15 protein-coding genes are annotated in these 15410 nt (G+C 45.9%); 5 read left to right on the top strand and 10 right to left on the bottom strand.

The annotated features are described in order from the left end of the window. Positions 1 to 67 precede the first annotated feature (67 nt). The 6 genes from AC4PM4_RS07975 to AC4PM4_RS07950 all read right to left on the bottom strand — a co-directional run bounded on the left by AC4PM4_RS07975 (position 68) and on the right by AC4PM4_RS07950 (position 4934). Complete coding sequence (locus AC4PM4_RS07975) at positions 68 to 703, bottom strand: VOC family protein (RefSeq protein ID WP_063564556.1); 636 nt, start codon at positions 701 to 703, stop codon at positions 68 to 70. Continuing rightward, complete coding sequence (locus tag AC4PM4_RS07970) at positions 700 to 1170, bottom strand: VOC family protein (RefSeq protein WP_072734393.1); 471 nt, start codon at positions 1168 to 1170, stop codon at positions 700 to 702. The genes AC4PM4_RS07975 and AC4PM4_RS07970 overlap by 4 nt, the downstream gene beginning before the upstream one ends. Before the next feature lie 19 nt (positions 1171 to 1189). Further along, positions 1190 to 1765 carry an NADPH-dependent FMN reductase gene (locus AC4PM4_RS07965; RefSeq protein ID WP_063564558.1) on the bottom strand — a complete coding sequence of 192 codons (576 nt, stop codon included), beginning with the start codon at positions 1763 to 1765 and terminating at the stop codon, positions 1190 to 1192. A 180-nt stretch (positions 1766 to 1945) separates the two neighbouring features. Beyond that, entirely contained in the window at positions 1946 to 2668 is a 723-nt protein-coding gene (locus tag AC4PM4_RS07960; RefSeq protein WP_063564559.1) for a response regulator, read from the bottom strand. Between the two features lie 17 nt (positions 2669 to 2685). Further along, positions 2686 to 4356, bottom strand: a complete 1671-nt coding sequence (locus AC4PM4_RS07955; protein WP_090807986.1) for a GAF domain-containing sensor histidine kinase — start codon at positions 4354 to 4356, stop codon at positions 2686 to 2688. 95 nt (positions 4357 to 4451) lie between these two features. Next, positions 4452 to 4934 carry an ArpU family phage packaging/lysis transcriptional regulator gene (locus AC4PM4_RS07950; RefSeq protein WP_064640192.1) on the bottom strand — a complete coding sequence of 161 codons (483 nt, stop codon included), beginning with the start codon at positions 4932 to 4934 and terminating at the stop codon, positions 4452 to 4454. A 982-nt stretch (positions 4935 to 5916) separates the two neighbouring features. Here AC4PM4_RS07950 and AC4PM4_RS07945 point away from each other — a divergent pair. From AC4PM4_RS07945 to AC4PM4_RS07935, 3 genes are all read left to right on the top strand, one after another. Further along, complete coding sequence (locus tag AC4PM4_RS07945; protein WP_491613291.1) at positions 5917 to 6363, top strand: helix-turn-helix domain-containing protein; 447 nt, start codon at positions 5917 to 5919, stop codon at positions 6361 to 6363. Between the two features lie 42 nt (positions 6364 to 6405). Further along, positions 6406 to 6813: an ImmA/IrrE family metallo-endopeptidase gene (locus AC4PM4_RS07940; RefSeq protein WP_053783399.1), complete on the top strand. Its 408-nt coding sequence runs from the start codon at positions 6406 to 6408 to the stop codon at positions 6811 to 6813. A 191-nt stretch (positions 6814 to 7004) separates the two neighbouring features. After that, complete coding sequence (locus AC4PM4_RS07935) at positions 7005 to 8789, top strand: 5'-nucleotidase C-terminal domain-containing protein (RefSeq protein ID WP_491613289.1); 1785 nt, start codon at positions 7005 to 7007, stop codon at positions 8787 to 8789. Positions 8790 to 9371: 582 nt separating this feature from the next. On the opposite strand, the gene AC4PM4_RS07930 is transcribed toward AC4PM4_RS07935, so the two are convergent. Further along, positions 9372 to 11141, bottom strand: a complete 1770-nt coding sequence (locus tag AC4PM4_RS07930; RefSeq protein WP_491613288.1) for a proline--tRNA ligase — start codon at positions 11139 to 11141, stop codon at positions 9372 to 9374. Positions 11142 to 11671: 530 nt separating this feature from the next. Here AC4PM4_RS07930 and AC4PM4_RS07925 point away from each other — a divergent pair. Further along, positions 11672 to 12343: a 3'-5' exonuclease gene (locus AC4PM4_RS07925; RefSeq protein ID WP_063564564.1), complete on the top strand. Its 672-nt coding sequence runs from the start codon at positions 11672 to 11674 to the stop codon at positions 12341 to 12343. Positions 12344 to 12397: 54 nt separating this feature from the next. Here the strand turns inward: AC4PM4_RS07925 and AC4PM4_RS07920 are convergent, their stop codons facing one another. The 3 genes from AC4PM4_RS07920 to AC4PM4_RS07910 all read right to left on the bottom strand — a co-directional run bounded on the left by AC4PM4_RS07920 (position 12398) and on the right by AC4PM4_RS07910 (position 14605). Next, positions 12398 to 13393 carry a helix-turn-helix transcriptional regulator gene (locus tag AC4PM4_RS07920; protein WP_491613287.1) on the bottom strand — a complete coding sequence of 332 codons (996 nt, stop codon included), beginning with the start codon at positions 13391 to 13393 and terminating at the stop codon, positions 12398 to 12400. Positions 13394 to 13525: 132 nt separating this feature from the next. Beyond that, on the bottom strand, positions 13526 to 14230 hold the full coding sequence (locus tag AC4PM4_RS07915) for a hypothetical protein (protein ID WP_139295681.1): 705 nt from the start codon (positions 14228 to 14230) through the stop codon (positions 13526 to 13528). Between the two features lie 207 nt (positions 14231 to 14437). Then, positions 14438 to 14605 (bottom strand): hypothetical protein, encoded by a 168-nt coding sequence (locus tag AC4PM4_RS07910; RefSeq protein WP_491613285.1) that lies wholly within the window; start codon positions 14603 to 14605, stop codon positions 14438 to 14440. Between the two features lie 340 nt (positions 14606 to 14945). Between AC4PM4_RS07910 and AC4PM4_RS07905 the strand changes: the two genes are divergently transcribed. Beyond that, complete coding sequence (locus AC4PM4_RS07905; protein WP_024632428.1) at positions 14946 to 15401, top strand: hypothetical protein; 456 nt, start codon at positions 14946 to 14948, stop codon at positions 15399 to 15401. The last annotated feature ends 9 nt before the right edge of the window (positions 15402 to 15410 follow it).

Raw genomic sequence — 15410 nt, 5'->3', positions numbered from 1 at the left:
GCGTTTACTTCTATAAGATGATTCAGATGGTGCACATATGACCGTTTTGCCTGCTGTTCCGCGCATTTTAGCCGATTCGAAGTCTCCCAACATCACGTATGGACACTTCCAGCGGATATATGTTTGCTTTTTGCTCCGAAAAGAACCAGGTTCGCTCCTTTCTCACCACAATAAACAAACCGTTCACATCCCCTATAGGGGCAAAGGTATCGCTAATCGCTCTCCATCGTTTCAATCCCATCTGCTCAAGTTCATCTACTGCAGAAAGCACATCTTCCGTGACAAGTCCCACCTCACACACCTGCAGCAGATCTTTCTCCGAAAAGGGGCGATCATTTTCGTTATGAACGGTATGATGAGCAATCAGCTCCAGAATGTTACCGACAGGATCTTCGAAATAGAGCGAATTCGAGTTCCAATTCGTTGAATAGGTCTCATCCTCACCTTCATGCCTACTTAGACGGACACGTGCCGCTGCCCATGCCTTGGCCTCCTGAAAACGATTGGTTGGAATCATCCAGGCCAGGTGGTAAAACGGATTCTGGTCTGTTTCACTTCGCATGAATATCATTTTCGTTAAACCAATCTGTAGCGTGAAGGCATGCTCGGACTCTTCAGCCATGTTCAAACCCAGTGTGTTGATATAAAAGTGCTTAATGTCTTCCAATCGTGCTGTATATAATTTGACCTCTTCAAAAATCATGCTGTGTCCCCCTTCACCCGACCGTGCATCTTCTCCCACTCACTCCATGGCACCATGCCAAGTTCCGGCTTCGCTTCATCCGGGAGCATCGATATGAATTCCAGGGAATGACCATCCGGATCGGTAAAATACACGGACACAGCCGGCATCCATCCAAATACATATAACTCGCCAATATCATCATCCTGAAAGTTATGCGTATTAATTCCTTTATCCTCCAGGTAAGTGACAGCTTGCTTCATGTCCTCCAACGATACCTGAAAAGCAAAATGCTGCCGCTGCACCTCGGAAGGGTCCTTTTGCCACAGTCCGAGCATCGCGTTGCCTTCACCGCCAATCCAGTAAAAGGAGTTCCCACGTTCCTTCTGCCCATAAGCATGCTGCAATCCAACGATCTGTTCATAAAAATGATGGGATCTCTCCAGATCCGTTACATTCAGATGAGTCTCAAATATGCCTTTAATCATGATGAAAACCTCTTTTCTCTTAACTCTCAGATGGTTTCCGTACTGCAGTTAACGTCTCGGCAAGGTGCAAAAATGAACCAATCACGCGTTTGATCCGATCCTCAATATCCTGACTGCCTTCAAATTCTTCGTATCCGTCAAACGTTGCTTCAAATCTTCTGCGCTGTGCACCACCAATGGAAATCCACTCCTGCGCGTTAATACCATGCAAATTGCGAATAATCACCTGCAGCTGCAAAAGCGAGCTTACGCCCACCGCACCTCCTGCTGAGCTGATGGACAATACCGGTTTACCACTGAAATGAGCCTGACTCAGGTGATCCAATGCATTTTTGAGTACACCGCTGATGCTGCCATGATACTCTGGCGTAGACAGAATAATGGCATCTGCGGCGAGCATACGTGTGTTCAGGTCAGACAGATTCTGATCTTCATTCTGTTTTTCATCCGGTGCGTAGAATGGGAGCGGTGTCTGATATAAATCGAACAAGCTGGCTTCATGCCTCTGACCGCTGATTACCTCCACTGCATATTCCCCTAAACGTGTACTGGTTGCATTTTTCCGATTACTGCCTGCCAAAATGATAATATTCATCTATGTCACTCTCCTTCGATTTTATAAAAACATTCTTTCTCTTCGATTCAACTTTCTCTACTCTCATCTTACCTTGCTTCTACCTCGGAATCGTCGGCAGATAGACTTAACTTGCAGCACAAAAAAACTCAACCTTTGGGTTGAGTTTCTACAACTTTAGTCTGAGAATAGGAAGATGGATCAGACGACCCAACCATTTCTTACGGCATGAAGCGCTGCTTGTGTCCGGTCTGCCAGTCCCAATTTGTCTAAAAGATGACTGACGTGGGTTTTCACTGTTTTCTCGGTAATGATTAACTTTATGGCGATCTCTTTATTACTCAATCCTTGTGCAATCAGCCCCAGAACCTCTCGTTCCCGGCGAGTAAGCATGTCCGGTCTATGAGAAGTTTCTTTTCCCAGCCCTATCCGCTCTTGCTCTGGAAGCCGAGTAGACGAATGGGGATTTGCACGCTCATGCGCTTCATTCATCGACAGTTCAGACGATGCCATCACATGCATTAATTGTCCTGCTGCTGCAGGATGAAGCTCTACCTGACCTGCATGCACATTACGAATGGCAACGGCAAGATCCTCTGGCTCAATATCTTTTAGCAGATATCCCTTCACTCCTGCGCGTACGGCCGGTACGACATGATCCTGATCGGAAAAGGACGTAAGTACGATGATACGGATTCCAGGCAAGATCGAACGAAGCCTTCTCGCCGTCTCGATCCCGTCAAGCACGGGCATATGCAGATCCATTAATACCACATCCGGATGCAGTTGTTCTGCTTGTTCCAGTGCTTCCTGTCCATTCGAGGCTTCTCCGACGACTTCCATATCTGGCTGAGTGGACAAAAAAACGTGCAACCCGCGCCTCACCATTGCATGATCGTCCGCGAGTAAAATCGTAATCGGCATGTCTTCTTCCCCCTGATTTATACAGATTCGGACGGAAGTGGAATGACGACCGTTACCGATGTTCCCTTTCGGGATGAACTCACAAGTTCAAGTCTGCCGCCCAGTGACTGGGCCCGTTCCCTCATGATGGACAGACCAAGTGAACTGGCAGGCAAAGCCTCACGGTTTTTGGCCCCCCCTTTTCCTCGATCTGTAACGATTAATATCGCTTCCTGATCGCTTAGCTGGAGGGATATCTCAGCGGAAGGGACTCCCGCATGTTTACGCACATTATTGAGTGCTTCCTGTCCAATACGCCATAAGCCTTCCTCAATACTTTGAGGCAAGGAGCGCATACCCGTCCGATGTACAACGACCTGCAATCCCTGTCCTGTACCATATTCCTGCAATGCACTGAGCAGACCAGACTCCAAACCCGCCGGACGAAGCTGCATAATCAAGGCACGCATTTCCTTCAATGCTTCCTGCGACAAGGAACGTATATCCTTCATCGCTTCCGCAGCCGGATGCAGCTGTAGTGATCCGGCTAACATGCTCTCTGCCCCTTTGGCTGTGAGAGACAGGGAGAACAAAATTTGGTTCACCGAATCATGCAAATCCCGAGCCAAACGGTTTCGTTCCTCCAGTCGGGTCAATTCCCGCCGTTTGTATACCAGTCTCAGACTCTCCCACGAGGCTGTAATATGTTCAGCGAGTGCATCGAAAACCTCACGATCTGCCTGAAGGAAGCCATTGGCCGAGCCCAATCCAACCACCAGTACTGCCGTTTCGCCAGGAGAACTTAATGGGATGGGAGCAGCCAAGCCCGAAGCCAAAACAGACTTAGGGAGCCCGGTATTGCAGATGGCAGAAACATCTTGGATTTCCGTTGCCGACAATACCATAGCCCGATGAGAATCAATCACACGATGCATGCGAGTCTGCAACTCTGGAGAGAGTCCAGATATTGTCATCATTTCGGACCTGCCATGAGCATAAGCGGCCTGTACCATAAAACTTCCGTTTTTCTGGGATAACAGTGCGGCAAAAGGCCAATCGTAATGATGCCCAAGCAGCTTTACAACCATCTTGGCCATATCGTCTCCACTGCTGCAATCGTTGACCGTCACGCCCAGCGATCGGCTGAACTCCCCCAGCCTGACATACAGATCCGCTCGCCTTTGCTCTGCGCTATATAATCGCATCCGCTCCATTGCACTGCCTATCTGATAAGCTACAGCCTGCAAAAGCGCCAGCTCACTATCACTGAAATGCTCTTTCCCGGGTGCAGCAACATTCAGCAGTCCCAGCATCTTTTCCCCCGAGCGGAGCGGAACCGTTGCATGATGGGTGATGTCATGGGTATCTCCCCATTGATGATCGACGGCATCCTCTAGGCGTTTGCAATTAATAATATTGACGGCATTATCCAATCTCCCGTCCCGGAAGCGATTCACGCACCAGCAAGACCCACAGCGCATCGGCTCCTTGTCATGATGCAGCAGAGCAGGAGGCAAACTGTAATCAGCAATACAGGAGTACTCTCCCTGATTATTGATCAGGAATACCCAGCCCGTAGTCAATCCCGTCAGTTCCAACAATTTACCGAGTACCGTATCCAGCATCAGATTCAGGTCGTTGGATGTATTGAGCGTTTCCGCGATCGTCTTCAGTGTGTACATCTCCTGCATTCCGGCTTGTTCCGTCATGCGGATTCCTCTCCTTTGACTGATCCTTAATATTGTTTTCAATTATTGTATACAATCAGCGAAGGATATAAAAGGATGAACTTCTTGCTTCACCTCTAGCCCAGCTTCTGTCGCTCTTTGCGAGATGCAGATAAAGGCTCCATATTAATCAGACCCCGATCCGACAGAGCCAGCGCCATTTTATAGAAAGCACGTGTCCGAATCTTCGTATACGTATCCTTGCTGACAGGCGGGTCAAACACATGGTTATACACTTTATAGTCAAATACATCGTCATCCTTCAGATAACGTTCTCTGACAAGTACACGTTCCTTCTCACTCAGTCGAGATACCACAAAATCAATCGTATCGCAGTACGCCTGACGTGCGCGCTGTACATCCACATTATAGATTGCCGTTCTGGCAGTGGAATCCCCGGTCACATTCGTTGCACCATGGAAACGCTCAGCGTAACTCGCCGTCACCATCACCTCTCGTTCTTCAAAAGCAATCGTTTTATAAATCCGGTATTTTTCCAGCGCGGCTTCAACAGCAGTCTGTGTTTTGCGTCGGTCCAATTCGGGCAGCATCAGTTCCATATTCATTCTCCTCCTTTAACATTCGTTATAGAATGAAAGTCTATTAGCTTCGCATGTTCCACTCTGATGACAGAAAAATCTTACGATCGCTGTTATCCCCAGATTTTTTTGATTATATTTTCTAATGTAAAAATCCGATGATAAATGCGAACGCTACGCTTCTCCAGCTTTTTTCTGTCCTCTTCGTTTGCGTAACTTAAAGTTCATTCTATAAAAGTTAAACTCGCATTCATCTCATCTTTGGTATTTTGTATTATTCGGTTCCAGTCGCTTACGGGTACAATAGTTAGACGAATAGAAGCTTTTCGATCTACCTATTGCTAATTTGAATCGCTTTTGGGATTAATACAAAATACTCCTTTTATTAGAGTTATCCAGTTCTCTCAAATAGTAACGGCATTCTTCAAGTTTTTTCTGTTGCCTTTTGGAATCAGTTAAAGTCAGGTATGAAGCAGGAATAATTCATTTTCCTCATCATCCAACTTGTCTCAACTTTACATTTTGTTCGTATTTTGTTCGTATTTCTATTTGAGGATACCACTTTCTGGGGATCGGCGTAAACCTTCATTTTGGGTCGTTTTAACTATAAAATAAAACCCGCGCTCTCATTTCCTTTACCTTTTGGCATAATTGTTTCATATCCCTTTACCTAATGGTATATATACGATATAGTACAGATAATTAAAGATCCTCGTATAAGTCATTTGACTTTTATAAAGAAGCTACTCCGTTTTGGACGATGGGCTAGAAGTATGGTCACGCGCATACGCAGTGAAGGAGACGGAATCGATTCTGAAGAAGCGAAGCGTTCGCCTTTATCCCCGGATTTCTCCCTTTAGAAAGTGAAATAGGAAATCCGGGGATAACAGCGATCAAAAGAACGATCCGAATCCGGAACGGGCATAGAACGCACATCTATCTCCCTCATCCAACTAGCTTCTTTATAATTCAAGCACTTGTACGAATCAAAGGAGTGGAATGAATGGTGGAGCACACTTTTGGTCCTTATCTGAAACAACTGCGCGAGCAACAGGGATACAGCATCAATCAGCTCGCCGAAGCAGCAGGAATCAGCAACTCGCAAATTTCACGCATTGAGAATGGGGTTCGCGGAGTTCCCAAGCCTGCTACCATCCGCAAAATCTCGGACGCACTCTCGGTTCCATACGCGGATATGATGAAACAGGCCGGCTATCTGGAAACCGGAAATACAGCAAGTGAGCTCCATGACGCTCCAGAATGGGCAACCTATAAGGACCGTCGGGACTTTAAAAAGATGCTCGAGGACGAGGATGATCTGATGTTTGACGGCATCCCGCTGGATGATGAGGATAAGAAACGAATTAAGGATGTCCTGACAGGTCTGTTCTGGGAAGCCAAACAGATGAACAAACGCAAAAAAACGAACGATCCGGACGAGCGCCCATGAAGCATTTCAAGCTGAACAAACTAAAGCAGCAGGTGAGATGATATGGATGACATTGTAACAAAGCTGATTCGAAAACACCGGACAAACTGCCCTTTTAGCATTGCCAGAGCCATTGGAATACAGATCCGGTTCACCAATCTGGGCAAGTCCACCAAAGGACTGTATTTCCGAAAGCTCCGTCGCAGATTTATCGTCATTCACAATGATTTACCGCCGGAATGGCAGCGCTTCGTGTGTGCCCATGAACTTGGACATGACCGATTGCACAAAGGCATAAACCGGTTCTTTCTGGAGGAACACTCCTATTTTGCCCCAGGCAAGCTGGAAAGACAGGCCAATCGTTTTGCCATACAGCTTCTAACTTCAGGGTTGATGCCAGAGCCGGATGAATCACTGGAGAAATTTTGTTTGCGTACAGGACTGCCACGTGAAGTGCAGCATTTTTTTTAGCCATTTTAAGAACATACGTTCCTTACAAGTGAAGTTCTCTCTTAATCTTCCACTATGAAAATCAGATGTCACTTTCAGGTTACCTATTTTTACACAAATCACGAGATTTCCTAATAGTAGTCTGGTAAAATACAACATGAGTTGTGCAAACGCTCAGGTAGATTATTATTTTGGGGAGGTTACTGATTCATATGAAAATCTGGAAGACTTATGTTTCACTTGTGCTAACGCTCTGTCTGCTGTTTGGCAGTGTGGGCATTGCCGCTGCTGCAACGGATACCACTCCGGGCACAGGTAAGCACATTACTATTCTACATACGAATGACACACACGCACGCGCAGTTGAGTCCTCACCTGCGATGGGTTTCGCCAAAGTTGCTGGAATTGCGGACAAATACCGTAGCGAAAACCCAAATACCCTTCTGCTGGATGCCGGAGATGCAGTGCATGGTACAACCTTTGCTACACTCGTTAACGGTGAGAGCATTGTCAAAGTAATGAATGAAATCGGTTATCAGGCGATTGTACCGGGTAACCACGAATTCAACTACGGTTCCGAGCGCCTCATCGAACTTGCGGATATGATGAACTTCCCCATGCTCAGTGCCAATGTGAAAAAGAAAGACGGAACTCGTCTCTTCGATCCTTACCTCATTAAAGAAGTAGACGGCGTGAAGATCGGTATCATTACGCTGACTACACCGGAAACGATGTATAAAACGAATCCGAAAAATGTGGAAGGTCTTGATATTACAGACCCAACTGCAGAAGCCAAAGTTCTCGTGAACGAAATTCGCAGCAAAGTAGATGTTGTTGTTGTATTGGGACACCTTGGACAAGACGCGTCCAGCACCGATACTAGCTTCAAAGTTGTAAAAGAAGTGCCTGGCATTGATGTATTCATCGACGGTCATAGCCATACGGTTCTGCAAGATGGACTTGTATCGGATAACGGAACACTGATCGCCAGCGCTGGAGAATATACAAACTTTGTAGGCGTGATCGACCTGTGGGTTGACGGCGGCAAAGTAACGAAAAAACAAGCAACACTGATTGATGAAACGGAAGCAAAAGACATCAAACCGAATGAGAAAGTTGCCGCATTGGTAAACTCCATTCAGAAAGAGCAAGAACCCATTCTGAAAGAAGAAGTAGCCAATACAGCGATTCTGCTGGACGGCAAACGTGAACAAGTACGTGCAGGTGAAACGAACCTGGGTGACCTGCTGGCAGATGCCATCCGTGACATCAGCAAAGCCGATATCGCACTCACAAACGGTGGCGGTATTCGTTCTTCTATTGAAAAAGGTATCGTAACTAAAGGTGATATTATCACTGTACTTCCTTTTGGTAATCAGGTTGTAACGCTTGAAGTAAAAGGCTCCGATGTACTCGCAGCCCTTGAAAACGGAGTAGGATCTTATCCAGAACCAAGTGGCGGATTCCCACAAGTATCCGGCATGACATTCAGTATTGATTCTTCCGCTGCAAAAGGCAGCCGTGTACACTCCGTCATGATCGGAGATAAAGCCCTTGATCCAAAAGCAACGTACACAATGGCTACGAATGATTTCACTGCTGTTGGTGGTGACGAGTACACGATGTTTGCGAAATACACAACGTCCGGCATGTACGGTGCTATGGATGAAGCGTTGATCGAATACATGCAAAAACTGGGCGCTGTAGAAATCAAAACAGACGGTCGAATCAAGGAAGCAAAGGCTCCTGCGGTTGAACCGGAAGCTCCAGTAACGGAAACACCAGCTCCAACTACACCAAAACCAGAAACACCGTCGAAACCGACGCCAAGTAAACCAGCTCCAGCCAAAGTGCATGTTGTAAAATCCGGAGATTCCCTGTATTCCATCTCCAAACAATACGGTACCACTTGGCAAGCTCTGCAAAAGCTGAATAAGATCAAAAATCCACACTGGATTTATCCAGGCCAACAATTGAAACTGCCTGCAGCCTCTTAAGTTCTGAGAAGAGCAGATAGTTGTACCAATAAGATTCAAAGAAAGGGTGTCCCTCAAGCCATAACTGGCTGATGGACACCCTTTTTTATTTTACAAATTACATCACTCAGTAGTTAACCTACCGAGTTGCACATCCATGTTTACATGAATATAGCTTTGCTGCAAAAATAAATCCCCAAAGCCACTTTAAGAAATCACTTCATCCCATGCCCTCTACCATGGACTATAGAAGCTATCTCCAAAATTGCCACTCTCATGCGGTTATTTCACATTCAAACGATATATTTCTCGTTCCATGATTTGCGTATTTGCACATGCATAGATTCCTGACATGGTTCGCTAGAAGCTCTTATGGACAAACCGACTGTATACAGAATACAATTTTTCAAATTCTAGTAATTTGGTATGACAATACGCAAATAGTGTTGCATACTTATATGACTATAGCCCTCTTTTTAACGCTTTAATCCGTTACATAACCACAAACATCTCTTACCGCATAATATCTGGACCTATTATACATCGCTCTATTATATAGAGACACGTAGCATGGTTTTCATAAGGATTTTTTTTAATTCTGGACTATAGTTGTTCCTTCACCTGACTTACAGCCTCTTGTGCCGTCATACTGATTCGTTTGGATTCACCTTGTGCTGCAAGAACATGCGATCCAAATTCCACCTGTCCCTCCGCCGCACCTCGGCCAATAACAATCTGGACAGGCAATCCAATCAATTCCGAATCCTTGAACTTCACCCCTGGCCGTTCATCCCGATCATCGATCAGTACACTGTATCCGGCATCTACTAGTTGTTGTTCCAGTTCCAGCGTGAGTTCGCGTTGCTGTTCGTCCTTCCAGCTCATTGCGATCAGATGTACATGATAAGGCGCAATGGCTGCTGGCCAACGGATGCCTTCCTCTCCGGCATATTGTTCAGCAATAGCGGCCATCAGACGAGACACACCGATACCGTAACAACCCATTACAGGTGCGCACTGCCGTCCATTGCGATCCAGGAAGGATGCTCCCATAGCGTCGCTGTACTTGGTTCCCAGTTTGAAGATATGCCCAACTTCTATTCCTTTTGTGAATACAAGCGATTCTCCACAGGTTGGGCAGCCGTCACCTTCAGCAGCAAAACGGATTCGATCTACTTTGTCCAAAGCAAAATCTTTACCCGGACGTACATTCGAATAGTGTACATCAACTTCATTCGCTCCTGTAATGGCATATTCCATTGCAGCTACATCCGCATCTACTACAATCGGCAGATCCAGTCCAATAGGACCCAGGAAACCTACAGTTAAATTCGGATGACTTGCAAGGGCAGTTTCATCAGCTAGAATTAGCTCTTCTGCACCCAATACCTGCTTCAGCGCGATATCATTCACTTCATGATCCCCACGAACAAGCGCAGCGACCAGTTGACCATCAGCCTGATAAAGCAATGTTTTGATCATATGCTGGGCATCCTTGCCCACAAAGACGCTTAACTCATTGATCGTACGTACACCTGGCGTTTGGATACGAACCAACGTGTCACCCTCGGTATTCCCATCAGCTTTTTCAACCGTTTTCAGGTCAGCAGAAGCTTCTGCTTTTTCTGGATTCTTAGCAGAAGATTTAGAAGTCCGATATCCCGCCTTCTCCAGATTTGCGGCATATCCACAATGTTTGCAGGTTACGATCGTATCTTCTCCCACATCAGCAAGTGCCATGAATTCGTGGGTCTCCCCCTGACCACCAATAGTGCCTGCATCGGCTTCCACTCGAATATATTCCAGTCCACAACGCTCCAGAATACGCGAATACGCCGTATTCATGGCCTGATAGGTGCGATCCAGCTCTTCCCAATCGGAAGCAAAAGAGTACGCATCCTTCATGATGAACTCCCGTCCCCGCAATAATCCAAACCTTGGGCGACGTTCATCTCTGAATTTGGTTCCAATCTGGTAAAGTGTAAACGGCAGCTTCCGATAAGAATTAACCTCGTCACGAGCCAGTGCAGTCACAACCTCTTCATGGGTTGGACCCAAGGCGAATTCTCGTGCATGGCGATCCTTCAGACGCATCAGCTCAGGGCCATACTGAGTATATCTTCCGGATTCTTCCCATAACTCAGCAGGCTGCATGATTGGCAGCAATACTTCCTGACATCCTGCACGGTCCATTTCTTCCCGAACGATTCGTTCGACATTCAGCAAGATACGACGCCCCAAGGGCAGATAACTGTATATCCCTGCTGCGAGTTGGCGAATCATACCCGAGCGCAATAACCAGCGATGCCCTGCTGCATCTGCCTCTGCTGGTGCTTCACGTAATGTTGGAACAAGCATTTCACTTTGACGCATCTTGTCACACCCCTTATTCTTCTAATCGATATTGTAAATCTGGTTATAAACAGCAAAAAAACACATCCGTCAAGGGACGAATGTGTCGTGGTACCACCCTTATTTAACTGCACTTTGCCGGTTGACCTGACTTCAAATCATCAGGTCATTTGCCATAAACCGGTTCTACGTTTGCAACCGATGCAAAACGTGAACGCGCAGTCCTTCAGGGCATAACGGGCCCATCCGGCGAAGGTTACAGGCCGTTCGGGCCTTCTCCTCCGCAGCTCGCGAGGTAGGAATAACGAAACAGCAACAGAAACCTTGCACTAAGCGGTTTCCTCTCTGTAGAAGCTGGCTAACGTAATTGTGTCCTCGTTGATCGCTGTTATCATTTTTGATCACCATAGTGTATTTACAAGAAGTTGTCAACCACACTGTTGTCAGCTTTACGTTAAAATGAATTGCTGGGCGATGGCTGACATGGCTGTGCGTTCCCTGTAATATAGAGAAATAGAAACCATGTATTAATTGATAAAGGAGTTTGTCCTATGCCATATATTATTTACGATCTTGAATTCACGGTAAGTCGCAATACACGTTACTCTTCTGAAATTATAGATATCGGTGCCGTCAAAGTAACGGAAGGTGAGAACGGCCTGTTCGTGTCGGATACGTTCCACACTTATGTTCGTCCATCCAATAAATCGGTGCTATCCGCCGATACAATTCAGTTTACGGGTATTACGCAGAAAGACATCGACGCAGCCCCTCTTTTTCCGGAAGCACTGAATCAATTTATTGCATGGATGGGAAGTGAATCCTATTACATGTGCTCCTGGGGACCGGATGACCGCACCAAACTGATCTCTCATTGTCGCACTCATCAGCTCGATGTAGCCTGGATCACCAACCACAATGATCTTCAGCAGCAATGGTCGCGAACTGTGCGTAAGGAAGGAAAATTCCGTCAGCTTGGACTCGCTCAGGCTCTGGAACTTTGTGGTATTGAATTCGATGGCACTCAGCACCGCGCTTTGGATGATGCGATTAATACAGCCAAAGTATTCATGCATCAATTTGATCAATTCAAACTGGAAACCAATTGCGCCGCAGATGATGAGGGCATCACATCCAAAGTGGTCTATTCCAGCAGTGTAGAAGATGACGAGAAAGATTCCCCTTTTGGTAACCTTGCACACCTGTTCAAGACCAAAGAGTAATTGCATACAACGCATGTTGAACAAAGGCAGACCAGCCATGATCTGCACTGACGTTCAGTTGTAGATCTCTCTCCAACGTTCCAGACGTTCCTTCATCAAAAGACGGTAGCTCTGAGGCTCCAGAATTTCGGCATCGGGTCCATATTGAGACAACCAGGTTAGAAACCCTTGTTCATCACTCAGTATGGCCTCAAATAACAGCGTACCCTCCGGTTCGATCGTCAAGATGGGGCGTGCAAAAAACTGCTCCTGCATGACACGCTCCACGGCGTGCGGCGAGAATCTGATCTTGAATGCAGTCCACTCCGTACTGCCGCTAAGTTCCTGTGGCGTGCGGAAGTGAGATTGTAAAAGGTAATCATCTTTGCGGAACGTGCGTGGCAAAATCCGAACCCTGTGCAAACGATTCACTTGAAATATTCTTAGTCTTTCTGACAGGTGACAATATGCCAACAGATCAAATCGGTATTCACGAGGAATAAGACAGTAGGGATCCATTCGCGCAATCCCCTTTTTACCTTGAAACAGATATTCTCCTTCAATAGTGTTCTGGGAAATTCCGGCCTGAAGCAAGGTCACCAGGGAATGATTCAGAAGTTCGGTACTTTCATTTTGCCAAGCAGATGTACCCACTTTGAACAACCCACTAATTTGCTCAGACCATTCCACTCGCTCTGTTTTGTTCTTCTGACTCGAAGCAACCACTTTCTCATACGCGCTCTCAAAAGCAGGCTTCAGCAACGGACGAATATTCTCCATGACTTCTGCCAGGTGCATAAAGGCTTGAGCTTCTTCATCAGACCAATTCAGCGGATACATGGCAAAATGGCTGATAAACATGTATCCTCTCCCGTGTCCCATATTGGCGATGGGGATATGCATTGCACTGAGGGCCTCCATGTCTCGGTATATCGTCCTTTCCGTTGTTTCGCACCGCTCGGCAAGCTCACGGGCCAGAATACCCGGTTTGGCCTGCACAAGAGTTATAATGCGCATTAATCGGATCAGTCGGTCTGTCATTTTGCCGGACCCTCCACGATGTTGTTTCAATAAATTCGATACAACTCCATCCATTTTTTTATTATTATGTTGTTTAGTACATTCGACTTATTCCTTGACTTCACCTTCAAAAAATTATGTAGAAACATTCCTTTCCGCCCCATCTTCCCTAGTTCTTTATCCCTATTCACCTAACATCGTTTTTCCGCGATTATGAACCATGGAATTAAAAGTAATCCCGTAATGGTGCCGAAGTTTCTCCAATATTTCGGCTTCCTCATAATAATCTAGATCCTGTTTGCGAGCCGCTTCAATTAACAAAGCATCTGCATGACGACGCAGCATATCACTGCCCTCTTGTGTACGGCCTCTTTCATAAGCACGCAAAGCTTGTTTAATCAGAGGAACTGTTTCGTTTAATTTGATTGTCTTCTCTACCTTGGGATCTTCCGGCTGACGCAGCATGCCCAGATGACTTGTATACTGAATATACAACTGTTCTCTGCGCAGCAGCACTCTCTGGCTTTGTTTCAACTTTCGCGTACTCCAATAAGCTGAACATACGGCACTTTTCCCCGATACACGCGGTCCCATGGCGAATTCGAGTAAGATTTGTTTACTCTCTCCCTTGTATACATCACCAAGTCTTAAAACCCAACCGATATCCGTTTCTTTGGAACGACAGCCGTAGATGCCCTTGAGCTGAATTCCAAATTCCGGTTTGAGCAAAAGTTCCAAGTCTCGTGACACAATTTTGGGTGCTATTTTCCTGAGTCTTTTGGCAGGGGCTCCGTTACGCCACTCCACCATCATATATACGGGGTCGGCTCCCCCTGTCGGTATGGCCTCTCTATTCCACGAATAAGATACTTCAAAGACTGAGTTCACTGGTAGTCTCTCCCCCGATTTATATGTATTATCTTCTAAGTTATCAGGGTAAATGGACACTATATTGTCACGGAACATATGTTCGTAGGAAATTTTTCCATAATATTAGTTTCTCATCCCTAAATCCGCGTAATTACGACAATAAACGACGAAAAAGCTTGGCAGTATGCCAAGCTTTTAGACCACTTTTATATGACAAGTCCTATCTTAAATCGTAGATGGATCAATTCCCATTTTGTGTAAACTTTGTACAGAATCAGGTTCTGTGATTGGAGCATAAGTAATACTGTCGATAATCAATTCACGCCCGATCGGCTCACCATTTACAGTGATCATAATCGTTTTGGTTGTTGCAGCTTGTTCAGTTGTGTACATACGTTTCTACCCCTTCGTATTCACGATCTTCATAAAAATCGGATATATTGTTTTCTCTCATTAAATTACAAATTTCGTTATTATGAATAGCAGGCACCCGGAGCTGAAGTAAAAGAATGAGATCAAGACCGTCCGAAGTGCTGCCCTGTCCTTCTATTACCCCGGCGCCCTAGAAATTAAACAGCTGTCCACATGTATTGATTTATTCTCATATAGGGTAATTAAAACTACATCATCTTGAACCCATTGTCCCGGTTTTGACGTATAATGTAAGAGCCGTATTTCAACAAATGACGACGAAATCGGCAAACGATTATGTAACCGAAAGAAGGTGCCATTCATGCCAAAACCCATTCAGGGTTATTTCATTCGGGTGTTATTCACCACATGTGTATTGTTTACTGTTTCTTTGACTTCTACAGTCAGTGCAGCAAATGCCAATATATTCTCCGATATCTATAGTGGATGGGAACGAGTCTCCGAGCTTCCTGGAGAAGTGAACGCCTTGCAGGAAAGCTATAAACAGACGCTGGAGCAGTTAAATCAGACCTCTGCCCAATTGGGACAAGCCCAGGCAAATGTCGAAGCATTCAAGGCCCAGAACGAGTTGCTGCTGGCACAAAACGAAAAACTGACCGACATGGTGAGCAAGTTGCAAAATGATCAGGATGCCAAAACGGCAACTGCCAAACGCATTCAAACGATGATTATCACAGCCGTTTCACTCATATTGGGATACTTTATTCTGATTCGGGTGATGCGCTGGGGAATGCGTCGCCGTTCTGGCCGAGTATAAAAGAACAGG

This window comes from Paenibacillus sp. MDV22-iso6, from assembly GCF_058408365.1.
Note: the sequence above shows the minus strand (reverse complement) of the source record. Positions and strands in the feature narration are given on the sequence as shown.